Genomic DNA, 21,359 nt, shown 5'->3' on the forward strand with positions numbered 1-21,359 from the left:
ATCGCGAAGCGATTCCACTTCAACCGATCAGGCTCTAAGAGCCTCAGCCGCCCGTCGCGGCGCTGTCGGTGACTATCTCCTTCATGGCCGACTGCAGATAGTTCTGTGCGCCCATCAGTTCGATCAGCTTGTGCTGGTTTTCCAGGAAGTCGATGTGCTCCTCGGTGTCGGACAGGATCTTCATCAGCAGGTCGCGGCTGACATAGTCGCGGGCCTCTTCGCACTGGGTCACGGCGGCGGCGGTGGCGACACGACTGTCCAGCTCCAGCTGCAAGTCGGCGCCCAGGCATTCGATCGGATCTTCACCGACCTTGAGCTTATGCAGATCCTGCAGATTCGGCAGGCCGTCCAGGAAGAGGATGCGTTTGATCAGCATGTCGGCGTGCTTCATCTCGCCGATCGATTCTTCGTAGATCACGTGGCCGAGGTGGGCCAAGCCCCAGCTCTCGAACATGCGCGCGTGAAGGAAATACTGATTTACCGCCGTCAGTTCGTTGGTCAGCACAGCGTTCAGCGTGCGGAGGATTGCGGGATCGCCCTTCATGGCCCTGTCCTTGCTCTGGAGACGGCCCCTGCGCCGTCTGTCAGGCCGTGCCGTACCACAGTAAAAGCCAGTTTGTTTATTTGCGAGTTTTTATCACTACATTGATAGTGCGAGTGATTTTCGCCCGCGAAGGCTTCGGCGACTATTCGGCGGCGAGGGCAAAGGCTTCGCGGCTGTCCTGGATCATCTGCCGCATCTCACAGACGCATTTGGCGCACTGGGCCTGACACTGGTGGCGCTCAAAAATGTCGCGCGGACGGCCGGCGCCGGCCTCGATGGCTTGAGCGACGTCTCTTTGACGCAGACCGTTGCAGTTGCAGACGTACACGAGGATCCATGCGGTCGAGGCTGATAATGGATCGCTATAGCATCGGTTAAGGCGATTGCAAGTCGTTCGCACGCTCTGCGCCGTCTGAAACCGTTGACGAATGGTCGCAGGAGAGGGAAGCAGCGCCATGGCCAAGACCCCTACCGTTCACGTCCGCCCGCCCTGCCGCCTCTATCTGATCACCCCGCCGGTGATTTCGGATCTGGACGCCTTTGCGAACCTGTTGGGTCAGGCGTTGGACGCGGGCGACGTGGCGGCGCTGCAAATCCGGCTCAAGCCGGCCGACGACGCCGCGGTCCGGGCGGCGGTCGCGGCGCTGGCGCCCGTCGCGCGTCGCCGCGGCGTGGCCGTTCTGCTGAACGACCGCCCGGATCTTGCTAAGGAGACCGGATGCGACGGCGTGCACATCGGCCAGCAGGACGCTTCTCTGGCCGAGGCTCGGCGGATCATGGGGCCCGACGCCATGATCGGCGTCACCTGTCACGACGACCGTGAACTGGCCTGGGACGCCGCAGAGGGCGGAGCCGACTATGTCGCCTTCGGCGCCTTCTATCCGACCGGCACCAAGACCACGACGCACCGGCCGGAGTTGGAGCTTCTGACCGTCTGGCAGGAAACGGTCGAGGCGCCCTGTGTCGCCATCGGCGGGATCACGGTGGACACGGCCCAGGATCTCGCCCGCGCGGGTGCCGATTTCATCGCCGTCAGCAGCGGCGTCTGGTCCTATGCCGAGGGGCCGGCGGCGGCGGTCAAGGCTTTCAACGAAAGGTTGAAGTTCTGACCCGCGCCCCTGCTTCAGGGTATTTTAGCATGATCGGCGTCTAGTCTTCGGCGGATCCATTCGCCGAGACCCGTTACATGACGATGAGCCGCGCGCTCGACATCGCAACCGCAGCCCCTGCGTCGGCAGCCGGCCTAGGCCGCAGCAAGGCGGCCAGTGATCTGTTCGCCCACCCCGTCGTGCCTGTCTTGACCGGCGTGGCGGTGGCCTTGCTGGTCGCCGTGGCGGTCAATTTTGCGCGCAGCTCCGGCCTGATGGTCGGCCTGTGGGCCGCCAGCGGCGTGGCGGTTGCGGTCTGGCTGAGGACCGGCAGCGGACGCCGTCACGACATGGTCTACGCCCTGGTTCTGACCGTCAGCCTCATGATCGGCGAGCTGATCTCGGGCAACAGCCCGGCCCTGTCCTTGCTGTTCACCACGGCCGACATGATCGAGATCGCTGCGGCCGTGTTTCTGGTGCGCCGGGTTTTGCCGAGCCTGCATGTTCTAAGCCTGGACAGCGCGGTCCGCTTTCTGTTGTGCGCCCTGATCGCCCCTATCCCAGCGGGCCTGACGGCGGCGTTCGGCTTGGCCTTTCTGGGTCAAGAGGCGTCGATGGAGAGTTTCAAGACCTGGTGGTTCGGCCATACCCTCGGCATTGCGGTGATCGGGGCTCTGGGGCTTTCATTGACCCGTTCCACCCTGACCCGCCTGAACCGCTCGCAGACGCGATTTGAGGCGGCGGGCCTGATGGCCGCCATTCTGGCCTTCTACTACATCGGCTTCACCGGACAGATGTCCATGGGCTTCATAATGACGCCGCTGCTGCTGGCGGTGGCGGTGCGTCTGGGCGTGGCGGGCTCGGCCTTCAGCCTTCTGCTCGTCTCGATCCTGGCGGTGGGCAGCGCCATGGCCGGCGCCGGCCCCTATGTCACCGGAATGGAGCGCGCCGAACAGGTGATGATGGCGCAGCTGCTGGTTCTGATCGGCTATATGCCGACCCTTCTGGTGGCCGCCCTTCTGGAGGAACGAGATCGGCTGGCCGAGCGAGCGCGTCTGGGACAGGTTCGGGCCGAAATGACTTCCGAAGCCAAGTCTCGCCTGCTGGCCAATGTCGCGCACGAGATCAAAAGCCCGGTCGCGGGCGTCATCGGCATCGGCCAACTCTGGTCAAGCGGGCAACTGGGCCCGGTGACGCCGAAACAGGCGGAGATGGCGGACATGCTGGTCAAGACGGCCCGGCAGGTCGAGGCCCTGGCGCACGATCTGCTGGACGTGGCGCGCGCCGAATCCGGCTCAGTCAAGGTCGAACTGCGCCCGACCGACGTGGTCGGCGTGCTCGATGACGTCCGCCGCAGTGCGGTGCTGTTGCCCGAGGCCCAGGGCGTGGAGATCACCGTCGTCTGCGAGGACGGCCATGCGGTGGCAGTGGCGGACTCCCAACGACTGGTTCAGGTCGTGACCAATCTGGCGGTCAATGCGCTCAAATACGGCGGTGCGGGCGGCGGCGTGATCCTGCGAGCGATCCCGCAGGAGGATTGCGTTCGCATCGAGGTGTCGGACTTCGGCCCCGGCCTGTCCGAGGAGAAGCAGGCGCAGCTGTTTGAGCCCTTCAACCGTCTGGGGCTGGAACGATCCAGCGTGGAAGGCCACGGCGTCGGCCTGGCCCTGGCCAAGCGGCTGGTTGAGCTTCAAGGCGGCGCCATAGGCGTGGTGTCGGCGCCGGGCGAGGGCGCGACCTTCTGGATCGAGCTGCCGCGCGTCTGACCAACTCTTGCGGTTCGGTCTGCGGCGCGTAATGGTCGCGTCATGCTCGCTCTCGCTCTCATCGTCACGCTTCTGTCCGGCCAGGAGGCGTCATCCGCGCGCTCGCCGTCGGATCTGACGCGGGATTTGAACAGCGGTCCGCCCTTCAAACCGACGATCGCGTCTCAACCCCAGCCGCCGGCGACCTCTTCTCAAACCGGTGCGGCGCCGGTTCAGGCGGGGGCGTCGTCTGTGACGCGCGACCTCAACAGCCTGCCGGCGGGGCGCACGCCGGCCGCCGCGCCCGCGCCCGCGACGCCCTCCGCAACGTCCGCTGCGACCCGAGCCGAGCCCTCGGCTGCGGCGCCGACCTCTCCGGCGGCGCGGCCGGCGATCACGCCCTCACCACGGCCCACGCCCGCGACGACGCCCGCCGTCACGCCGCCCGCCGCGCCGACCTCTTCGGCGACCAGCGCCGCGCCGTCGGCGAACCCCGGGGGAGTGTCAGGTCTGGACGCCGCCGCCATCGCCGCCTTGCCCTTTACCCTTGAGCTGCCCCAGGGCCTGATCCTGACCCGCGCCCCGGCAGGCGCCGACGCCGCCGTCTATTCGGTTCGGGGCGCCGGGGGGCTTCCCCTCGTCATGATCTATGCGGGTCCGGCGTCGCAATTCCCGATCTACGACGGCGAGGTGGTGCGGGCCGGAGGGCGCGCCTCCGTCGTGGTCAGCGAAGGCGGGCGACGTCAGGCGCTTGAGCACCTGTTCCAGCGGTCGTCCGCGCCCCAGGAAATCCATATTTGGGTGGCGAGTGTGGATGGCGCCGACCGCGACTTGGCCGAGAGAATTGCGCAGTCGGTGGACGCCCGCTGACGTCTTGGCGTCAGTTTTCCGACCAGACCGCCATCTCCGTTCCCGCAGGATCGGCGAAGTGGAAGCGACGACCGCCCGGAAAGGCGTAGATCGACTTTAGGATCACGCCGCCGGCCGTCTCGACCTTGGCCTGCATGGCCTCCAGGTCGTTCGCGTAGAGAACGGGTAGAGGCGTCTTCGTTCGTTCCGCCTCGTCGGCGTCGAAACCGCCGTCCAATCCTTGGTCAAAGGCGGCGTAGGTCGGACCGTAATCGACAAAGGTCCAGCCGAAGGCCTCACTGTAGAATTGCTTGGTCCTGGGCAGGTTTGCAGCGGGCAGTTCGAGGTAGTCCAGCTTTCCGTCTTCACGCACGGTTGATCTCCTGGAGTGCGGCGCCACCGACGAACCTGTCTTGCACGCCGCTCAGATGTGCGCAAACCTGCAAACGGTTCGCAATTGCAGGATTCGGCGATGATCGTGATGACGACGGGTCTAACCGGCCTGATGGCGCTCATGCGGCAGGACGAGAAGCCGAAGGACAGAGCGAACGGCGACGCCTGTCAGCCGTCCAGCCTGCGGCCGAGTACGATCACCTCCTGCCGCTCCAGGCCCAGTCGCTGATAAAAGCCCATAGCCGCTTCGTTATCGCTGCGGACCATGAGCTGAAGTTTGGGGGCGCCTCTAACGATCAGCCAGTCTTGCGCCGCCGCCATCAGGCTGCGCCCCAAGCCGATGCGGCGACGCCCAGGGTCGACCGCCAGATAATAGACCCAGCCGCGATGGCCGTCGAAGCCCACCATGATGGTCCCGCCTATCCCCGCGTCGTCCGCCGCGACCAGAACGGCGGAGGTCGCGCCGCCCTTCGCCAGGTTCAGGTCCGCAACTGGGTCGTTCCACGGGCGCGTCAGGCCGCACGCTGTCCAAAGTGCGACGACCGCCTCGTCTTCCCCTTCGCGGATGGGTCGGATGTGCGTCATCCGACCTGGGCGCGGTGCCGCAGGAAGGCGTCGGCCAGCACGCAGGCGGCCATAGCCTCCACCACCGGGACGGCGCGCAGGGCGACGCAAGGGTCATGGCGGCCCTTGGTTCGCAGATCCGTCTCTTCGCCGTCGCGCGTGATGGTCTGGCGCGGCGTCAGGATCGAGGAGGTAGGCTTGAACGCCACCCGCGCCGTGACGGGCTGCCCCGTGGAGATGCCGCCCAGCACCCCGCCCGCATGGTTCGACAGGAAGACCGGCTGTTTGTTCAGGTCCAGCCGCATCTGGTCGGCGTTGTCCTCGCCCGACAGTTCCGCCGCTCCAAAGCCGGCGCCGATCTCCACCCCCTTGGCGGCGTTGATCGACATCAGGGCGGCGGCCAGTTCGGAATCCAGCTTGCCGTAGAGCGGCGCGCCCCAGCCGGCGGGGACGCCCGTCACCTCCAGGGCGACAACGGCGCCGATGGACGAGCCGGCCTTGCGGACCGCGTCCAGATAGGCCTCCCATTCCGCTACGACCGCGCTGGAGGCGGCGAACAGCGGGTTGCCGTGCACGGCGTCGAAATCAATGGCGTCCGGTGCGATCCGGTGCGGCCCGATCTGCACCACGCCGGCCCGGATTTTCACGCCGTCGCCCAGCACCTTGCGCGCCACAGCCCCCGCCGCCACCCGGCTGGCCGTCTCGCGCGCCGACGAGCGCCCGCCGCCGCGCGGATCGCGGACGCCGTATTTGGTCTGATAGGTGAAGTCGGCATGGCCGGGACGATAGGCCCGCGCGATCTCGCCATAGTCCTTGGATCTCTGGTCCTCGTTTTGGATCAGGATCGAGATGGGCGTGCCGGTCGTGACCGGGCCCTCGCCGTCGTCGAACACGCCCGACAGAATCTGCGCGGTGTCGCTTTCGCGCCTCTGGGTCACGAAGCGCGAACCGCCGGGCTTTCTCTGGTCAAGCCAAGGCTGAAGATCGGCCTCGGTCAGAGGGATCAGCGGCGGGCAGCCGTCCACGACGCAGCCGATGGCTGGGCCGTGGCTTTCGCCCCAGGTGGTCACGCGAAACAGATGGCCGAAGGTGTTGTGCGACATAGGGCGACGCTTAGAGCATGACGGCGGCCGGCGAAACCGTCACGCCGGGTTCGCGAAGCGCTTTGCGGCCTCAGGCCGCCAGCCGTTCCGGCGTCCAGGCCCGGGTGAACTGCGCCAGCAGGTCTTCGGCCGGGGACCGCGTGTCGGACGACGGCGTCAAGGTGACGAACAGATGGCCTGCGGAGCGTGACCCGCGGGCCGGCAGGCCCAGGTTTTTCAGCCGAATGCGGACCGGCGCCGCACGGTCCGGCGTGATCCAGGCGGAGCGTGTTCCAGCGTGGGTGTCGATCTCGACCCGACCGCCTTCCTGCAACAGGCGCTGAGGCGTCGGCCAACTCATGAACAGATCGTCGCCCAGGACCGACAGGCCGTCCTGGGGGCGGATCAGCACCGCCAGGAGAAGGTCCGCCCCGTCGGCCGCCCCGCCGCGCAGCCGCAGCGTCTCTCCGGTTCGAAGGCCCGGCGGCGCCGCGACCCGGATCGTGCGCGCACCCAGCCGCAGATCAATCTTGGCGCCCGCGACCGCCTGCAAGGGGCTGAGGCTGAGCACAGGCGGGGCGGCGGGGCGGTCCGGCGTCCTCGGCGCGGCGTCGCCGGGCCTGTAGGCCTGGACCAGGCGATAGGCGGCGATGACTCTGCGAAACCGATCGGCGTCTCCGCCAGGCTGGTCCGGGCGCGCCGCCTTGACCGCCGCGCGGAAGGCCGCCTTCAGCGATTCAGCGTCGGCGGCGTCCTGAAGCCCCAAGGTGGAAAGGGCGTCTCGAACCGCATCGGCGTCTGATCGGAAATGAGAAGGGCTCATTTCGCTACCGTTCGCGCCTTAGGGTCAACGCCGGGTTAACCAGCTTGATCTGGACGGCGGGGAGGGGGGATTTGATCCCGATCATTTTCATCGGCTCCTTCACAGTCTAAATCCTGCGCATGACCGCACCAGTGATCCCGCCCAGTCCGTCGCGAGAGGAATACGCTCGCGACTACGCCGCCGCCCTGGCCGCCAACGGCGACGAAAGCCTGTTCGACCGCACCGAACCGATCGGTCCCTTCATCGAGTGGCTCGCTGAGGCGCGCGCGCATGAGGTCAATGATTCCAACGCCATGACCCTGTCCACCGTGGACGCCGACGGCATGCCGGACGCGCGGATCGTGTTGTTGAAGGACGTCGATGCGCGCGGCTTCACCTTCTATTCGAACCGCGAAAGCGCCAAGGGCGTCGAACTGGCGGCGCGGCCGGTCGCCGCCTTGACCTTTCACTGGAAGTCGCTGCGCCGTCAGGTGCGGGTGCGAGGCTCAGTCGAACCGGTGACGCCTCAGGAGGCCGACGACTATTTCGCCAGCCGGGCCCGCGAGAGCCGCATCGGCGCCTGGGCCTCGGACCAGTCGCGACCGCTGGACGATCGCCAGACCCTGGAGGCGGCCGTCGCCCGCGAGACTGCGCGTTTTGAGGACCTGGATGTGCCGCGTCCTGAGCGGTGGAGCGGCTGGCGGGTGACGCCCCATGTCGTCGAATTCTGGCGCGACCGGCCGTTCCGCCTGCATGACCGGCTGCGCTTCACCCGCGACGGCGACGCCTGGCTGCGACAGCGCCTTTGGCCCTAGGTCGTTCTGCGGGACTGAATCGGTTCGCACAGGGATATTTGCACGGGCGCGCGCGTTAAAGTCGCTTCGTCACGGCCAAGGTTCTCTATGCGTCTGCTGTCGCTGCTGTTCGCGTCCCTCGTTCTGGCGGCCTGCGCCGTCCATCCGGGCAAGGTCCTCTCCATTAAGTTTGCGCCGGACGCTCGCCCGGTTCTCGCCGCCACCGAGGCCGGGACGGTTCGGGGCGTAGAGGGCGCGGGCGCGCGGGCGTTTCTGGGCGTGCCCTTCGCGCGCCCGCCCGTCGGCGAACTGCGCTGGCGGGCGCCTCAGCCCGTTGAAGGCTGGAGCGGGGTGCGCGACGCCACCCGCATAGGGTCCGACTGCACCCAGGCTATAGGGCGCAAGGCGATATTGGGCGGCGGGGGCGGTCTGGTGGTCGGGTCAGAGGATTGCCTCTACCTCAACATCTACGCCCCGGCCGGCGAACCGCAGCGGCGCCGGCCTGTCATGGTCTATATACCGGGCGGCGCCTTCACCGTGGGCTCGGGCGCCAACTACGATCCGTCGCGGCTGGCGGTGGATCAGGACCGGGTGGTCGTCACTTTGAACTACCGGCTGGGGGCCCTCGGCTGGCTGGCGCATCCTCAGTTCCAGGCTGAGGGTGAGGGGTTCGGCGGCAACTTCGGCCTGATGGATCAGTTGGCGGCGCTGAAATGGGTGAACCGCAACGTCGCCGCCTTCGGCGGAGACCCGGCCAATGTCACCCTGTTCACGGAAAGCGCCGGCGCCTGGGCCGCCTGTTATCTGATGACCTCGCCCCAGGCCGAGGGTCTCTATCAGAGGATGATCCTGCAAAGCGGCGGCTGTCTGGAGCCCTCGTCTCTGGTCAGCGCTGAAGAGGCCGCCGCCTCCGGCCCGCTCTTCGCCCGGCGTTTGGGCTGCACCGGCGCCGATCAGATCGCCTGCCTGAAGGCCTTGCCCGCCTGGCGTCTGTCGCGGGCGCCGTCAGTTCGGGCGGGCATCAACGGCCCAGGGTCGTGGGGACCGGTGCACACCGATGCGACCGTGCCTGAAAACCCCGCCCTGGCTATCGACCAAGGGCGGTTCACCCGCGTGCCCGTCATCGTCGGGACCAATCTGGACGAGGGGCGTCTGTTCGCCAATGAAGTCAAGGACATGGACCGCTACCAGAAGGAGACGCTGTGGATGTACGGCGATGTCGGTCCCCGCGTGCTGGACCGCTATCCGGTCGGCCCGGATGGCCCGGCCTATGCCATCGCCGCCAACTTCACCGACCAGAGGTTCGCCTGTCCGTCCCAGGCCCTGCGGCGTCAGCTGTCGCGCTATACGCCAGTCTGGGGATATGAGTTCGCCGATCGCGACGCCCCATTCGTCCTGCCCGACGGGATCGTGGGCCTGGACCTGGGCGCTTATCACGCCAGCGAACTGGCCTATGTCTTCGGGACCAGTTGGATCTTCGCCGACGTCGACCGGTTCACGCCAGAGCAGAAGGCGTTGTCGCTCCGCATGCAGGGCCTGTGGGCCGGATTCGGACAGCAGGATTTCGGCGCTGAATGGCCCCGTGTGGCGGGCGCGGGGCCGGTTCGGGTGTTTACGGCCCAGGGCGATCGACTGGATGACGCCTTCTTCGCTCGTCACAACTGCGACTTCTGGGACGGGACGCCCTTCGGCGCCGTCCACTAGGTCCAGCACCTAGACGAAGCGGACAGTCACGCCTGGCTTGACCTTGTCGGCCAGGGTCCAGGCGTCCCAATTGGTCAGGCGAACGCAGCCGTGCGACGCGGTCTTGCCGACCAGATGTGGATCCGGCGTGCCGTGGATGCCGTAGCTGGGCTTGTTCAGATCGATCCAGACCACGCCCACAGGATTGTTGGGCCCGGGGGCCACGACCACCTTGCGATCCAGATCGCCATAGCTGAGCTTTGACGGGTCGTAGACATAGTCGGGATTGCGGGCGACGCCGTTGACCTTGACCGTGCCCGTCGGGGTGGGATTGTCCCGACTGCCGATCGTCGCCGGGAAATAGGCGAGCAGCGTCCCGTCCGCGCCATAGGCCCGCACCGCGCCTTGGGCCTTGTCCACCTCAATTCTTTCGACATCCGCAGCCAAGGGCGTCGTATTGATCGCGGGAACCAGCAACTTCTGGCCTGGGCGGTTGAAGTCTGCCGCAGGATTCAGGGCCCTCAGCAGGTCCTCGGTCACATGAAAGCGCTCGGCCAGCGCTTCGACGATATTGGCGTAGCCCATAGACGGCGCCCGGCCCTGGGCCTCCAGCTCGGTCGGGACTATGCCAAGATAGGAAGCCGAAACGTCCTGTTGGGTTATCTCATAGGTAGAGGTCACGGCACCCTGGCTGGCGGCGCGCAACCGCCCCATGACCTCGGCGTCGAGGCGGCCGTTGACGGGCAGACCCTGGACCTTCTGAAAGGCGGAGACGGCCTGACGCATGTTGGACCCTTCCAAACCGTCGATGGCGCCTGGCGAGAAGCGGGCGCGTTGCAACAGCACTTGGGCGCGGATCAGGGCGGGGTCCGGTTGCGGTCGAGCCGCAGGGCTCGCACCTTCACCCTCGGTCGACGGCGGGGAATAGGCGGTGTTCTCGATGGCGTCGCGCGACAGACGGCCCTGCGCCCCGACCTGGGCGGTCTGCTCTGCGGGGGCGGCGGACGGACGGTCGTCGTTGGGATCGCAGGCGGCGACAGCCAAGCCCGCGACGGTCAGGGCGGCGACGGTTGGCGCCAGGACGATGAAACGAGGGGGCATGAATAATCCTGGAAGGTCGGGGGACGATGGCAGCGGGGTCAGTTCGCTTCCCCTGTCGCCGGGTCCGTCGCCGTCTTTCCTGAATTGCTGGAGCCTTCGGCGCCCTTTGGCTCCGTCGCCGGGCGCGGCGGCTCGCCGTCGGAGTCCGGGCGCAGGTTTTCATTTTCGACTTTGCGGTCATCGGGGCGGGTGTCGGTCATCGGCTTCATTTCCAAGGAGACGCGGGGCGTCCGAGACGGAGCCAACGCATCCGGAGCGCCACGGCTCCCTCCTCATGCGTCAACAGACGTTCACCATGCCGGTGAACCCTAACGAAACAGCAGATTGGTTAGGAGGCGTGATGGAACGGACCTCGCCTGTCGAGGTCGCGCGAGGGCGTCATGGCGGAAACGCTGCAGGTCGAGATCATGAAGGCGGAGGCGATGGATCCCGCCGCCGTCGACCTGTGGCGGCGGTGGACCTTAACCAACCCCGCCCTGGCAAGCCCCTATTTCCGGTGGGAATTCACCGAGATCGCCGCCCGCGTCTGCCCGGGCGCCGCCGTCGCCGTGTTTCGGCGGGGCGAGCGGATTGTGGGTTTCTTTCCCCACCAGAGGCGCGGCGGCGCGGTGCAGCCGCTGGGCGCCCCGATGAACGACTACCACGGCGTCATCGCCGCCGAGGACGAGATGCTCAGTCTGGAGGCGGTCGCCGGCGTGCTGAACCCGCGAAGGCTTAATGTGCCGAGCTGGGTGGGGCCGGCCCAAGCGGGGCAGGCGCGAGGAACGGTCCAGGTCGCCATGTCGGAGCCCGGTTACGAGGCCTGGTACGCCGAGCGGCGATCGACCTACGGCAAGTATTTCAAGGACAAGGAGCGCGCCCGTCGCAGTCTCGAGGCCGAGCTTGGGCCGATCCGCGTCGAGGCGGGCCTGCGCGACCCGTTTCTCCTGGACCGTCTGATCGCCCTGAAGGCGGCCCAGTACCGTCGATCCGGTCTGCACGACATCTTCGCCTGCGGATGGACACGCGACCTGCTGCACGCCCTGATGCTGGCCCGGCACGAAGACTTCGGCGCCTCGATGGCCGTCATGCACGCCGGCGACAGCCTGGTGGCGCTGGAGTTCTCGCTCCACGCCGGCCGTCATTACCACTTCTGGTTCCCGGCCTATGAGCCGCGGCTGGCGCGGTGTTCGCCCGGCATTCTGTTGAGCATGGACACAATGCGGTTGGCGGCGGCGGACGGCTTCCGCGTCTTCGACTTCGGTTTCGAAGGCGAGGGGTACAAGAAGTATTTCGTCAATGCGCGCCAGACGGTGCGGGAGGCGGTGGTGATCCGGCCCGGCCTGGGCCGGAGCCTAGGCGAGGCGGCCGTGGCCGCCCTGGGCGGAGCCGGAGGACGGGGGCAGGCCCTGCGCAACTCTCTGCGTCGCCGCTGGTCCACCATCGAGGCCTGCGAAGCCTCCTCCCTTGGCCAGTTGCGCGGCGCCGCCTTCGCCCTTCGGTCCGCCGTGAGCAAGGCGGCGGCCAAGCGCAAAGGCCCGACCCGCGTGGCCCACGTCTAAGCGAAGCCGAGGAAAGCCGATGAACGAACGACGCACCCGCTATCCCGGTCCGATCTCAGAGGCGGCGGACCACCCGCACACCCTGGTCGATCAGGGGTTCGCCGAGGATGCGGTCCTGGCGACGGTGTTGGATCGCTATCCCGCCGAACTGTTCGACATCAACCTGTATGACTATGACGAGGCGGGGCAGGTCAGTCTGCGGACCGGCGCGCGAGGGCGGCTGTCCGGCGAGGCCCTGCTGGAGGCCATCAAACAGGGCCGGCTGTGGGTCAATTTGCGGAGCGTGGAGACCGGCTGGCCAGAGCTTTGGGCCGCCGCCATGGACGAATTTCGCAAGATCCAGGCGACCTACCCCGGTCTTAGAGCCGTTCGGAACGCCGGTCAGCTGATCCTGTCGTCGCCCAAGGCGCGGGTGCCCTATCATTTCGACGCGGCAGGGGTGGTCCTGTTCCACATGCGGGGGCGCAAGCGGATCTACGTCTATCCCGGCGACGAGCGGCGATTGCCGGAACGGAACATGGAACAGGTGGTCGCCCGCCAGACGACCGAGGAACTGCCCTATGACCTGGCCTTCGAGCGAGAGGCGCAGATCATCGATCTGGAGCCGGGCCGGGCGCTGACCTGGCCTCTGTATGCGCCGCACAGGGTTGAGAATCTGGATCGGTTCTGCGTCAGCCTGTCGATGGACTTCCAGACCTGGCCGTCGCGTTTCCGAAACGGAGCCCTGTTCACCAACGCCGTCCTTCGCAGCCGCGGCGGACGCCCGCGTTGCACCGACGCCATGGGGACGCCCGAGCTGGCGGCCCGCTGGGCGGCTTCTCTGGCCCTGAAGCGCGCCGGATTGTTGAAGAGCCGGATCGCCCAGTTCGAACGCGACTTCGAACCCCAGATCGGCGCCGCCGACGGAGCGGGAGAGATCCGGGCCTGAGGCGGGGCGCCAGGTTAATTCGGGTTCATGACCTGAAGTTAAAATGACTTCGGTCGCCCGGGCGATCACCCTTCTCCCATAGTCAGGGAAAGGGAGCTCTCATGAAGACCGTTCTGATCGCCGCCGCCGCATTGACGGCCTGCGCCGCAGCCGCGCCGGCGTCTGCCGCCGAGGTCGAAATCCGCAACGCTGTCGCGCGCGTCGTCGTCATCGTCGAAGACCGCCAGGACGTCGCCGTGGAGGTGACGCAGGGACGCTCCCGGTTGCCGGCGCTCCAGGTGCGTCGTCAGGGACGGGACGTCCGCATCGACGGCGGCCTGCGTCGCACCGGGATGTGGGGCGGCGACGTCCGAAACTGCAACGCCGGGCGTGCGGGCGCCGCCCAACCTGGCGAAGGCGCCAGTGTCGAGGTGCGCAACCTGGGCCGCGTCCGTCTGGAAGACGCGCCGCTGATCGTGTTGCGCACCCCGCGTGATGTGGACGTCAGCGCGGAGGGCGCTGTTTTCGGCGCCGTGGGACGCGGCGCGCGTTCGGTCGAACTGGACAGCGGCGGGTGCGGCTCGTGGACGGTTGCCAATGTCGACGGCGCCTTGGAACTGAGCGTCGGCGGCTCAGGCTCGATCCGAGCCGGCGCTTCACGCAGCTTGGAAGCCAATGTGGGCGGTTCAGGCTCCGTCGCGGCGGGCGCGACTGGAAATCTGAAGACCAGCGTCGGGGGCACGGGCCGGGTCGATGTGGCGGCTGTCTCGGGCCAGGGGGATATTTCGATCGGCGGGTCGGGCGGCGTGACCGTGCGCCAGGGCCGTCTGGACAAGCTGTCGGTGTCGATCGGCGGGTCAGGCGAGGTTCACTACGGAGGGACGACCCGCGACCTCAACGCGGCGATAGCGGGGTCCGGCAGCGTCTATGTTGCGGCGGCGACCGGCTCGGTCTCCCGGTCAATCGTCGGCTCAGGCTCCGTTCAAATCGGACGCTGACATCCGCTTCTCGCCGCTGGAAGGCTCCGGTCGTGGAACCCCGGATCTTCCGCAATGGGACGGCGGCGATGAAAAAGCCCCGGCGGATCGCTCCGCCGGGGCTCTTTTTAGTCAGCAGGCCGTCAGGCTTAGAAGGCGCCCAGGACGCTGGTGATGGCCGAAACGCCCAGGTTGGCGCCGGCCCGGTCGCGGGCTTGCAGACCGCCGCCGAAGCTGTAGCGCAGGCCGACCGACCAGGTGTCGACGTCGACCGACTCGATGTCGGCGCGGGTGTAGGAAGCGCCGACCGAGAACGGGCTGTTCTCGATTTCGTACTCGGCGCCAACGCCGTAGGTCCAGGCGTCCACGTCGCCGCCGGCGACATCGACGTTGTTGTAGCTGACGCCGGCGTTCAGGCGCAGGTTCGGCATGACGTAGAAGGCGGCGTCGCCGCCGACGGTCCAGATGTCGGCGTCTGCGTCGTCGGCCGTGGTGTAGGCGACCAGGCCGGTCAGGGTCGCGTTGGACAGGTACTTCTGGGCCTCGGCGCCGACGGTCCAGACCGGCTCATCGCCCGAGCCGATGCCGTTGGCGGCGACGAAGGCGCCGGCGCGGACGTCCGAGGTCCACATCTTGGTCAGGTGGGCGGCGGCGACGCCGGTGAAGTCTTCTTCACCGAAGGCCTTGGTGTAGTCGACGGCGCCGTTCAGGGTCACGGTCCAGTCAGCGGCCGGCAGGGCGACCGTGCCGTCCACGGTCCAGACGTCGGCGTCGACATCGTTGCCGGCGACCTCGATCGAGGGGTTGGAATAGGTCACGCCGACCGAGCCGACGGCGTCTTGGGCGAAGGCCGGGGCGGCGAACAGGGCGGCGGCCGTGGCGAGGAGGATCGTCTTCATTTTCTTTTGTCCTTAGCAGTCTCGACCCGGATGGGGGTCCGGGGAGGGCGGCTGCTATCAGGCGAAGACGAAGCTGAGCATTAAATCGTCGTTACGTAAGTGTCTTGAAACTGTCGTGTTGCCCATCCGCCACGCCTTGTGGTCGCAATGTGTCAGGGGTGGGCGTATCTGGAGGCAAAGTGTTAAGATGTGGCAATCGCATAATCGTATAAGCATATCCTTATGTGTATTGACGGCTTGCTTATTGTGAGGCATCCTCAGCCGTCGTGGTCTGCACGTGGTCTTCGGAGCGCGTGGAGCTAAGAGGGAAGCCGGTGTGAAACCGGCGCTGCCCCCGCAACTGTAAGCGGCGAGTCGAAGGTCCATCTCGTGTCACTGGCGTTCACGCCGGGAAGGCCGGACCCTAGGTGTCGACCCGTGAGCCAGGAGACCTGCCCCGACAGATAACGTCCTCCGGCGGGGTGTCCGGTCAGGCCGCATGCGCGCCGCCGGACCCTGCACGTCCGCGTCGGCGTCCGCGCGACCCTGTCCGAAGCCTGGCCACAACACAGGTTTCGAACGTCATGACCCGCCACACCGTCCAGGTCGCCACCCTCGGCTTTCCCCGCATCGGCCCCAAGAGAGAGCTGAAGACCGCGCTCGAGGCCTATTGGGCCGGCAAGACCGACGCCGAGACCCTCCTGTCTACCGCCGCTGAGCTGCGCGCCCCGACCTGGGCGCGCCAGCGCGACCTGGGGGCCGACGTCGTGCCGTCCAACGACTTCTCTCTCTATGATCATGTGCTCGACCTGACGGCCATGGTGGGCGCCGTGCCGGCCGCCTACGGCTGGCGCGGGGAGCGGGTCGATCTGGCGACCTATTTCGCCATGGCCCGTGGATCGCGAGGCGACAGCCAGCCGTGTGCGCACGGCCATGTCCATGCGAGCGGCGAGGGGACGCCGGCCATGGAGATGACCAAATGGTTCGACACCAACTACCATTATCTCGCGCCGGAGTTCACCTTCGATCAGGTGTTCCGTCTCGGCTCGACCAAGGCGCTGGACGAATATCTGGAGGCCAGGGCGCTGGGGATCGAGACCCGGCCGGTGCTGCTGGGACCGGTCTCTTATCTCCTGCTGGGCAAGACGCGGGGCGAGCCGTTTGACGTCCTCAGCCTGCTGCCGCGCCTGCTGCCGATCTATGCCGAGGTGCTGCGGTCCCTGGCCCGCGCCGGCGCCACCTGGGTGCAGATGGACGAGCCCTGCCTGGTCACCGATCTGAGCGATGAGGCGAAGGCGGCTTACGACCACGCCTATCGTGTGCTGACCGACGTGACGCCGCCGATCAAGCTGATGCTGACCACCTATTTCGGTGGGCTCGGGGATAATCTGGAGGCCGTGCTGCGCCTGCCGGTTCACGGACTGCACATCGACCTGATCCGGGCGCCGGAGCAGTTGGCCCAGGTCGCGTCGGGGGCGCGCCCCGACCAGGTGCTTTCGCTCGGCGTCATTGACGGCCGCAATGTCTGGAAGGTCGACCTCAACGCCGTGCTGGACAAGGTGGAGCCTTTGGTCGCGGCTGGACGCAGGGTGGTGATCGCTCCGTCCTGCTCCTTGTTGCATACGCCTATTGACCTGGAACGGGAGACCGGGCTCGATCCCGAGATCAAGGACTGGCTGGCCTTCGCCGTGCAGAAGGTGGCCGAGTTGGCCACCCTGGCGCGGGCGTTGAATGAAGGCCGCGGCGCGGTGAAAGCGGCGCTCGACGCCTCGACCTCCTCGGTCGCCTCACGTCGCACTTCACCGCGCATCAACGACCCCAAGGTCCAGGCGCGAGCCGCCGATGCCGACCCCGCCCTGGCGCTCAGAAACTCCTGCTTTGAAATTCGTCGCCAGGTTCAGCGAGGGCGTCTGAATCTGCCCGCCTATCCGACCACCACCATCGGCTCCTTTCCTCAGACGGCTGAGATCCGAAAGGCGCGCGCTGATCACGGGCGAGGCGTCATCGACGATGCGGCCTACGCCCGCTTGCTGCGCGACGAGACCGCGCGAACGGTCAAGTGGCAGGAGGCGCTCGGCCTGGATGTCCTGGTCCACGGCGAGTTCGAGCGCAACGACATGGTCCAGTATTTTGGCGAGCACTTGTCCGGCTTCGTCTTCACAAAGGCCGCCTGGGTGCAGTCCTACGGTTCGCGCTGCGTGCGCCCGCCGATCCTCTATGGCGACGTCGCGCGGCCGAGGCCGATGACGGTCGAATGGTGGCGCTATGCGCAGGGTCTGACCAACAGACCGGTGAAAGGCATGCTGACGGGCCCCGTCACGATTCTGAACTGGTCCTTCGTGCGCGACGACCAGCCGCGCAGCACCACCTGCCGCCAGATCGCCTTCGCCATCCGCGATGAGGTGATCGACCTGGAGGCCGCCGGCGCCGCCGTCATCCAGATCGACGAGGCCGCCCTGCGCGAAGGCCTGCCCCTGCGGCGCGCCGACTGGGACGACTATCTGGAATGGGCGGTCGAGAGCTTCCGCATCACGGCCTCGGGGGTGCGAGACGAAACCCAGATCCACACCCATATGTGCTATTCGGAGTTCAACGACATCATTCAGGCCATCGGGGCCATGGACGCCGACGTCATCTCCATCGAGACCTCGCGGTCCAGGATGGAGCTGCTCGACGCCTTCTCCGACTACCGCTATCCGGCCGAGATCGGGCCGGGCGTCTATGACATCCACTCGCCGCGCGTCCCCACGGTCGAGGCGATGACCGCCCTGCTGAAGGCGGCGGCGCGCAAACTGCCGCAGGACCGGCTTTGGGTGAATCCGGATTGCGGGTTGAAGACGCGGGCTTGGCCCGAGACTGAGGCGGCGCTCGCCAATATGGTGACGGCGGCGCGGCTCATGAGGGCGGGGGAGACGGCGGCGGCCTGATCATTTGCGGCCAGCGGAGGCGGTGTTCGACCGTCCTCCGACCGGCGCGGAAAATCCTATCGCCGCTCTTGGTTCCGCGCTTGACGAAATCGGAATCGCTAGGCATAAGCCGCCACTCTTGTTGGACCGGCTGTGCATCCCCGGATGCAGACGCGGTTCGCAGGAACGACCTGAGACCCTGTTCTTTGCAGTGACCCAGGACTTTAACGGCCTTCGCAGGCGACTGCGTGGGCCGATCGTTTTTGCGGATTTGCGTACCCTGAGGGCCTAGCGCCCGAAGGCCTTCGGTCTTTGAAATGGTTCACAGGGACGCGGTCCTCCGACCGCATTGGAAGTAAGCACCGATATGGATCAAAGCATCCGCATCAGGCTCAAGGCCTTTGATCACCGCGTCCTCGATTTTTCGACGCGCGAGATCGTCAACACCGCCAAGCGCACCGGCGCCACTGTCCGTGGTCCGATTCCGCTGCCGACCCTGATCGAAAAGTTCACCGTGAACCGCTCTCCGCACGTCGATAAGAAGTCGCGTGAGCAGTTTGAAATCCGCACGCACAAGCGCGTGCTCGACATCGTCGACCCCACCCCGCAGACCGTGGACGCGCTCATGAAGCTCGACCTGTCCGCCGGCGTGGACGTCGAGATCAAGATTTAAGTAGAAAGAGGCGGGATCCGATGCGCACGGGCGTGATCGCCAAGAAGCTGGGCATGACCCGCGTGTTCGCCGATGACGGCGCGCACGTTCCGGTCACTGTGCTGCAGCTCGACGGCTGCCAAGTCGTCGGCCAACGTACCCAGGAGCGTGACGGCTACGTCGCTCTCCAGCTGGGCGCTGGCGCGAAGAAGGCTAAGAACACCAACAAGGCTCAACGCGAGACCTTCGCCAAGGCGGAAGTCGAGCCCAAGGCCTATGTGACCGAGTTCCGCGTCGATGCGGACGGTCTGCTGGACGTGGGCGCCGAACTGTCGGCCGACCACTTTGTGGCGGGCCAGAAGGTCGATATCCAGGGCGAGACCATCGGTAAGGGTTTCGCCGGCGCCATGAAGCGCTGGAACTTCGGCGGTCTGCGCGCCACGCACGGCGTGTCGCTGTCGCACCGTTCGCATGGTTCGACGGGTAACCGTCAGGACCCGGGCCGTACCTTCCCCGGCAAGAAGATGGCCGGCCACTACGGCGCCGAAACCGTCACCACCCAGAACCTGACCGTCGTCCGCGTGGACGCCGAGCGTGGCCTGATCCTGATCAAGGGCGCTGTCCCCGGTCATGACGGCGCCTACGTCAAGGTTCGCGACGCCATCAAGAAGGCCCGTCCGGCCGAGGCTCCGTTCCCCGGCGCCGTGAAGTCGAACAAGGCCGCTCAACCCGCTGAGACGCCCGCTGAAGAAGCGCCGGCCGTCGAAGCGACCGAAGGCGGTGAAGCGTAATGAAACTCTCGGTCATCAAACTCGACGGCAAGGCTGCCGGCGACGTGGAGCTCTCGGACGCCGTCTTCGGCATCTCCGAAATCCGCGGCGACATCCTGGCCCGCACCGTCAGCTGGCAGCTGGCCAAGCGCCGCGCCGGCACGCACAAGGTTCAGACCCGCAACGAGAACTCTCGTACGGGTAAGAAGATGTACAAGCAGAAGGGCACCGGCGGCGCCCGTCACGGTTCGCGCCGTGCGCCGCAGTTCGTCGGCGGCTCGCGCGCCTTCGGTCCGGTCGTTCGCGATCACGGCTTCTCCCTGCCGAAGAAGATTCGCGCCTTGGCCCTGCGTCACGCCCTGTCGTCCAAGGTGAAGTCGGGCGACTTGGTCGTCGTCGACAGCGTCTCGGTCACGGAAGCCAAGACGGCCGCCCTGCGCGAGACGCTGGGCAAGCTGGGTTGGACCAAGGCTCTGATCATCGCGGGTCCGGAAGTCGACGCCAACTTCGGTCTGGCCGCCCGCAACATCCCGCACATCGACGTGCTGCCGAACGCCGGCCTGAACGTCTATGACATCCTGCGGGCCGACAAGCTGGTGCTGACCAAGGCCGCCGTCGAGGCGATCGAAGCCCGCTTCAGCGATAAGGAAGCCGCGTAATGGCCGCTCAACCTACCGCCAAGCACTACGACACCATCCTGGCCCCGGTGATCACCGAAAAGGCCACGATCCTGTCCGAGCAGAACAAGGTCGTCTTCCGCGTCGCCGACACGGCGACCAAGGACGAGATCGCCGCTGCGGTCGAAAGCCTGTTCAAAGTCAACGTCGTCAAGGTCAACACCCTGGTCCAAAAGGGCAAGACCAAGCGCTTCCGGGGCATCCTCGGCCGTCGCGTCGACATCAAAAAAGCGATCGTGACCCTGGCCGACGGCCAGTCGATCGACGTCACCACGGGGCTCTGATCAGATGGCCTTGAAACATTACAATCCGACTTCGCCGGGCCGTCGCGCCCTCGTGCTGGTCGACCGTTCGGAACTCCACAAGGGCCGTCCGGAAAAGTCGCTGACCGAAGGCCTGACCAAGTCGGGCGGTCGCGGGCAGGGCGGTCGCGTCGCGGTCCGCTTCCGCGGCGGCGGCGCCAAGACCCTGTACCGCAAGATCGACTTCAAGCGTCGCAAGTGGGACATGGTCGGCACGGTCGAGCGTCTGGAATACGATCCGAACCGCACGGCCTTCATCGCCCTCGTGACCTATGAGGACGGCGAGAAGACCTACATCATCGCGCCGCAACGCCTGAAGGCGGGCGACACGGTGGTCGCGGGCGAAAAGACCGACGTGAAGCCGGGCAACGCCATGCCGCTTCGTTCGATGCCGGTGGGTACGATCATCCACAACATCGAGATGAAGCCCGGCAAGGGCGCTCAGCTGGCCCGTTCGGCCGGCGCCTACGCCCAGCTGGTGGGTCGCGATCAGGGTTACGCCCAGATCCGTCTCGGCTCGGGCGAGCTGCGCATGGTCCTGGACAGCTGCATGGCCACGGTGGGCGCGGTTTCGAACCCCGACCACATGAACCAGAACCTGGGCAAGGCCGGTCGCAAGCGCCACATGGGCTGGCGTCCGCACGTCCGCGGCGTCGCCATGAACCCGATCGACCACCCGCACGGTGGTGGTGAAGGCCGGACCTCCGGTGGTCGTACCCCCGTAACGCCGTGGGGTAAGGACACCAAGGGCACCCGCACCCGTAAGAACAAGGCTACGGACAAGTTCATCATCCGTACCCGTCACGTGAAGAAGGCTCGCTAAGAATGGCCCGCTCCTCCTGGAAAGGCCCGTTTGTCGACGGGTATCTGCTCAAGAAGGCCGACGCCGTTCAATCGTCGGGCCGCAAGGACGTGATCAAGACCTGGTCGCGCCGCTCCACCATCCTGCCGCAGTTCGTCGGTCTGACGTTCGGCGTCCATAACGGTCAGAAGCACGTTCCCGTGTCGGTCTCGGAAGAGATGGTCGGCATGAAGTTCGGCGAGTTCGCCCCGACCCGGAACTTCCCGGGTCACGCGGCGGACAAGAAGGCCAAAAGGAAGTAA

General features: G+C 66.7%; 24 protein-coding genes and 1 riboswitch. Of the genes, 15 read left to right on the forward strand and 9 right to left on the reverse strand.

Translation table 11 applies throughout. The features are described 5' to 3' along the window. Positions 1-43: 43 nt before the first annotated feature. Together bfr and ACZ5M6_RS09015 are read right to left on the reverse strand one after the other, a co-directional pair. On the reverse strand, positions 44-544 hold the full coding sequence (gene bfr / locus ACZ5M6_RS09010; RefSeq protein ID WP_054765438.1) for a bacterioferritin: 501 nt from the start codon (positions 542-544) through the stop codon (positions 44-46). A 142-nt stretch (positions 545-686) separates the two neighbouring features. Then, positions 687-872: a (2Fe-2S)-binding protein gene (locus ACZ5M6_RS09015; protein ID WP_152951097.1), complete on the reverse strand. Its 186-nt coding sequence runs from the start codon at positions 870-872 to the stop codon at positions 687-689. A 127-nt stretch (positions 873-999) separates the two neighbouring features. Between ACZ5M6_RS09015 and thiE the strand changes: the two genes are divergently transcribed. The 3 genes from thiE to ACZ5M6_RS09030 all read left to right on the forward strand — a co-directional run bounded on the left by thiE (position 1,000) and on the right by ACZ5M6_RS09030 (position 4,247). Then, positions 1,000-1,653 carry a thiamine phosphate synthase gene (thiE, locus tag ACZ5M6_RS09020; RefSeq protein WP_464158227.1) on the forward strand — a complete coding sequence of 218 codons (654 nt, stop codon included), beginning with the start codon at positions 1,000-1,002 and terminating at the stop codon, positions 1,651-1,653. A gap of 77 nt (positions 1,654-1,730) precedes the next feature. Beyond that, positions 1,731-3,398: a sensor histidine kinase gene (locus tag ACZ5M6_RS09025; RefSeq protein ID WP_464158228.1), complete on the forward strand. Its 1,668-nt coding sequence runs from the start codon at positions 1,731-1,733 to the stop codon at positions 3,396-3,398. A gap of 42 nt (positions 3,399-3,440) precedes the next feature. After that, on the forward strand, positions 3,441-4,247 hold the full coding sequence (locus tag ACZ5M6_RS09030; protein WP_464158230.1) for a hypothetical protein: 807 nt from the start codon (positions 3,441-3,443) through the stop codon (positions 4,245-4,247). A 10-nt stretch (positions 4,248-4,257) separates the two neighbouring features. On the opposite strand, the gene ACZ5M6_RS09035 is transcribed toward ACZ5M6_RS09030, so the two are convergent. The 4 genes from ACZ5M6_RS09035 to ACZ5M6_RS09050 form a co-directional block, all read right to left on the reverse strand. Then, the gene (locus ACZ5M6_RS09035; RefSeq protein ID WP_191555491.1) at positions 4,258-4,599 is read right to left on the reverse strand and encodes a VOC family protein; all 342 of its coding nucleotides are present in this window, start codon (positions 4,597-4,599) and stop codon (positions 4,258-4,260) included. 188 nt (positions 4,600-4,787) lie between these two features. Then, positions 4,788-5,204, reverse strand: a complete 417-nt coding sequence (locus tag ACZ5M6_RS09040) for a GNAT family acetyltransferase (protein WP_464158232.1) — start codon at positions 5,202-5,204, stop codon at positions 4,788-4,790. Next, positions 5,201-6,286 (reverse strand): chorismate synthase, encoded by a 1,086-nt coding sequence (aroC, locus tag ACZ5M6_RS09045; protein ID WP_464158234.1) that lies wholly within the window; start codon positions 6,284-6,286, stop codon positions 5,201-5,203. Before aroC ends, ACZ5M6_RS09040 begins: the two co-directional genes overlap by 4 nt. 70 nt (positions 6,287-6,356) lie before the next feature. Further along, positions 6,357-7,088 carry a DnaJ C-terminal domain-containing protein gene (locus ACZ5M6_RS09050; protein WP_464158235.1) on the reverse strand — a complete coding sequence of 244 codons (732 nt, stop codon included), beginning with the start codon at positions 7,086-7,088 and terminating at the stop codon, positions 6,357-6,359. Between the two features lie 119 nt (positions 7,089-7,207). On the opposite strand from ACZ5M6_RS09050, the gene pdxH reads away from it, so the two are divergent. Both pdxH and ACZ5M6_RS09060 read left to right on the forward strand, forming a co-directional pair. Then, positions 7,208-7,882 carry a pyridoxamine 5'-phosphate oxidase gene (gene pdxH / locus ACZ5M6_RS09055; RefSeq protein ID WP_054765448.1) on the forward strand — a complete coding sequence of 225 codons (675 nt, stop codon included), beginning with the start codon at positions 7,208-7,210 and terminating at the stop codon, positions 7,880-7,882. An 87-nt stretch (positions 7,883-7,969) separates the two neighbouring features. After that, the gene (locus tag ACZ5M6_RS09060; protein WP_152949947.1) at positions 7,970-9,565 is read left to right on the forward strand and encodes a carboxylesterase/lipase family protein; all 1,596 of its coding nucleotides are present in this window, start codon (positions 7,970-7,972) and stop codon (positions 9,563-9,565) included. 9 nt (positions 9,566-9,574) lie between these two features. Here ACZ5M6_RS09060 and ACZ5M6_RS09065 read toward each other — a convergent pair whose 3' ends face one another. Beyond that, positions 9,575-10,645, reverse strand: a complete 1,071-nt coding sequence (locus ACZ5M6_RS09065) for a L,D-transpeptidase family protein (RefSeq protein ID WP_464158237.1) — start codon at positions 10,643-10,645, stop codon at positions 9,575-9,577. Positions 10,646-10,683: 38 nt separating this feature from the next. After that, positions 10,684-10,845 (reverse strand): hypothetical protein, encoded by a 162-nt coding sequence (locus tag ACZ5M6_RS09070; protein WP_191555498.1) that lies wholly within the window; start codon positions 10,843-10,845, stop codon positions 10,684-10,686. A 180-nt stretch (positions 10,846-11,025) separates the two neighbouring features. On the opposite strand from ACZ5M6_RS09070, the gene ACZ5M6_RS09075 reads away from it, so the two are divergent. The 3 genes from ACZ5M6_RS09075 (at position 11,026) to ACZ5M6_RS09085 (ending at position 14,091) form a co-directional block, all read left to right on the forward strand. Beyond that, positions 11,026-12,186 carry a GNAT family N-acetyltransferase gene (locus ACZ5M6_RS09075; RefSeq protein ID WP_201462483.1) on the forward strand — a complete coding sequence of 387 codons (1,161 nt, stop codon included), beginning with the start codon at positions 11,026-11,028 and terminating at the stop codon, positions 12,184-12,186. 19 nt (positions 12,187-12,205) lie between these two features. Further along, entirely contained in the window at positions 12,206-13,114 is a 909-nt protein-coding gene (locus ACZ5M6_RS09080) for a transcriptional regulator (protein ID WP_464158239.1), read from the forward strand. A 101-nt stretch (positions 13,115-13,215) separates the two neighbouring features. Further along, the gene (locus ACZ5M6_RS09085) at positions 13,216-14,091 is read left to right on the forward strand and encodes a head GIN domain-containing protein (RefSeq protein WP_464158241.1); all 876 of its coding nucleotides are present in this window, start codon (positions 13,216-13,218) and stop codon (positions 14,089-14,091) included. Between the two features lie 128 nt (positions 14,092-14,219). Here the strand turns inward: ACZ5M6_RS09085 and ACZ5M6_RS09090 are convergent, their stop codons facing one another. Further along, entirely contained in the window at positions 14,220-14,969 is a 750-nt protein-coding gene (locus tag ACZ5M6_RS09090; protein ID WP_464158243.1) for a porin, read from the reverse strand. 250 nt (positions 14,970-15,219) lie between these two features. Beyond that, positions 15,220-15,422: riboswitch (cobalamin riboswitch) on the forward strand. A gap of 110 nt (positions 15,423-15,532) precedes the next feature. Here ACZ5M6_RS09090 and metE point away from each other — a divergent pair. The 7 genes from metE to rpsS all read left to right on the forward strand — a co-directional run bounded on the left by metE (position 15,533) and on the right by rpsS (position 21,359). Next, on the forward strand, positions 15,533-17,875 hold the full coding sequence (metE, locus tag ACZ5M6_RS09095) for a 5-methyltetrahydropteroyltriglutamate--homocysteine S-methyltransferase (protein ID WP_464158245.1): 2,343 nt from the start codon (positions 15,533-15,535) through the stop codon (positions 17,873-17,875). Between the two features lie 346 nt (positions 17,876-18,221). Then, entirely contained in the window at positions 18,222-18,527 is a 306-nt protein-coding gene (gene rpsJ, locus ACZ5M6_RS09100; RefSeq protein WP_003164367.1) for a 30S ribosomal protein S10, read from the forward strand. Positions 18,528-18,547: 20 nt separating this feature from the next. After that, positions 18,548-19,297 carry a 50S ribosomal protein L3 gene (rplC, locus tag ACZ5M6_RS09105; protein WP_152949956.1) on the forward strand — a complete coding sequence of 250 codons (750 nt, stop codon included), beginning with the start codon at positions 18,548-18,550 and terminating at the stop codon, positions 19,295-19,297. Continuing rightward, positions 19,297-19,935: a 50S ribosomal protein L4 gene (gene rplD, locus ACZ5M6_RS09110; protein ID WP_152949958.1), complete on the forward strand. Its 639-nt coding sequence runs from the start codon at positions 19,297-19,299 to the stop codon at positions 19,933-19,935. The genes rplC and rplD overlap by 1 nt, the downstream gene beginning before the upstream one ends. After that, complete coding sequence (locus tag ACZ5M6_RS09115) at positions 19,935-20,237, forward strand: 50S ribosomal protein L23 (RefSeq protein WP_054765458.1); 303 nt, start codon at positions 19,935-19,937, stop codon at positions 20,235-20,237. The genes rplD and ACZ5M6_RS09115 overlap by 1 nt, the downstream gene beginning before the upstream one ends. Before the next feature lie 4 nt (positions 20,238-20,241). Further along, positions 20,242-21,078, forward strand: a complete 837-nt coding sequence (gene rplB, locus ACZ5M6_RS09120; RefSeq protein WP_054765459.1) for a 50S ribosomal protein L2 — start codon at positions 20,242-20,244, stop codon at positions 21,076-21,078. Positions 21,079-21,080: 2 nt separating this feature from the next. Further along, positions 21,081-21,359 carry a 30S ribosomal protein S19 gene (gene rpsS / locus ACZ5M6_RS09125; RefSeq protein ID WP_007442184.1) on the forward strand — a complete coding sequence of 93 codons (279 nt, stop codon included), beginning with the start codon at positions 21,081-21,083 and terminating at the stop codon, positions 21,357-21,359.

The sequence above is a fragment of the Brevundimonas sp. Br13 genome (assembly GCF_055391505.1).

Excerpts from the sequence above, each read along its gene's own strand:
- ACZ5M6_RS09025 (WP_464158228.1), top strand. The coding sequence starts at position 1,731 with ATGACGATGAGCCGCGCGCTCGACATCGCAACCGCAGCCCCTGCGTCG.
- ACZ5M6_RS09050 (WP_464158235.1), bottom strand. The coding sequence starts at position 7,088 with ATGAGCCCTTCTCATTTCCGATCAGACGCCGATGCGGTTCGAGACGCC.
- rpsJ (WP_003164367.1), top strand. The coding sequence starts at position 18,222 with ATGGATCAAAGCATCCGCATCAGGCTCAAGGCCTTTGATCACCGCGTC.
- ACZ5M6_RS09070 (WP_191555498.1), bottom strand. The coding sequence starts at position 10,845 with ATGACCGACACCCGCCCCGATGACCGCAAAGTCGAAAATGAAAACCTG.
- pdxH (WP_054765448.1), top strand. The coding sequence starts at position 7,208 with ATGACCGCACCAGTGATCCCGCCCAGTCCGTCGCGAGAGGAATACGCT.
- ACZ5M6_RS09115 (WP_054765458.1), top strand. The coding sequence starts at position 19,935 with ATGGCCGCTCAACCTACCGCCAAGCACTACGACACCATCCTGGCCCCG.
- ACZ5M6_RS09085 (WP_464158241.1), top strand. The coding sequence starts at position 13,216 with ATGAAGACCGTTCTGATCGCCGCCGCCGCATTGACGGCCTGCGCCGCA.
- ACZ5M6_RS09040 (WP_464158232.1), bottom strand. The coding sequence starts at position 5,204 with ATGACGCACATCCGACCCATCCGCGAAGGGGAAGACGAGGCGGTCGTC.
- metE (WP_464158245.1), top strand. The coding sequence starts at position 15,533 with ATGACCCGCCACACCGTCCAGGTCGCCACCCTCGGCTTTCCCCGCATC.
- ACZ5M6_RS09065 (WP_464158237.1), bottom strand. The coding sequence starts at position 10,645 with ATGCCCCCTCGTTTCATCGTCCTGGCGCCAACCGTCGCCGCCCTGACC.
- ACZ5M6_RS09090 (WP_464158243.1), bottom strand. The coding sequence starts at position 14,969 with ATGAAGACGATCCTCCTCGCCACGGCCGCCGCCCTGTTCGCCGCCCCG.
- ACZ5M6_RS09075 (WP_201462483.1), top strand. The coding sequence starts at position 11,026 with ATGGCGGAAACGCTGCAGGTCGAGATCATGAAGGCGGAGGCGATGGAT.
- bfr (WP_054765438.1), bottom strand. The coding sequence starts at position 544 with ATGAAGGGCGATCCCGCAATCCTCCGCACGCTGAACGCTGTGCTGACC.
- thiE (WP_464158227.1), top strand. The coding sequence starts at position 1,000 with ATGGCCAAGACCCCTACCGTTCACGTCCGCCCGCCCTGCCGCCTCTAT.
- ACZ5M6_RS09080 (WP_464158239.1), top strand. The coding sequence starts at position 12,206 with ATGAACGAACGACGCACCCGCTATCCCGGTCCGATCTCAGAGGCGGCG.
- rplD (WP_152949958.1), top strand. The coding sequence starts at position 19,297 with ATGAAACTCTCGGTCATCAAACTCGACGGCAAGGCTGCCGGCGACGTG.
- rplB (WP_054765459.1), top strand. The coding sequence starts at position 20,242 with ATGGCCTTGAAACATTACAATCCGACTTCGCCGGGCCGTCGCGCCCTC.
- rpsS (WP_007442184.1), top strand. The coding sequence starts at position 21,081 with ATGGCCCGCTCCTCCTGGAAAGGCCCGTTTGTCGACGGGTATCTGCTC.
- rplC (WP_152949956.1), top strand. The coding sequence starts at position 18,548 with ATGCGCACGGGCGTGATCGCCAAGAAGCTGGGCATGACCCGCGTGTTC.
- ACZ5M6_RS09030 (WP_464158230.1), top strand. The coding sequence starts at position 3,441 with ATGCTCGCTCTCGCTCTCATCGTCACGCTTCTGTCCGGCCAGGAGGCG.
- ACZ5M6_RS09060 (WP_152949947.1), top strand. The coding sequence starts at position 7,970 with ATGCGTCTGCTGTCGCTGCTGTTCGCGTCCCTCGTTCTGGCGGCCTGC.
- aroC (WP_464158234.1), bottom strand. The coding sequence starts at position 6,286 with ATGTCGCACAACACCTTCGGCCATCTGTTTCGCGTGACCACCTGGGGC.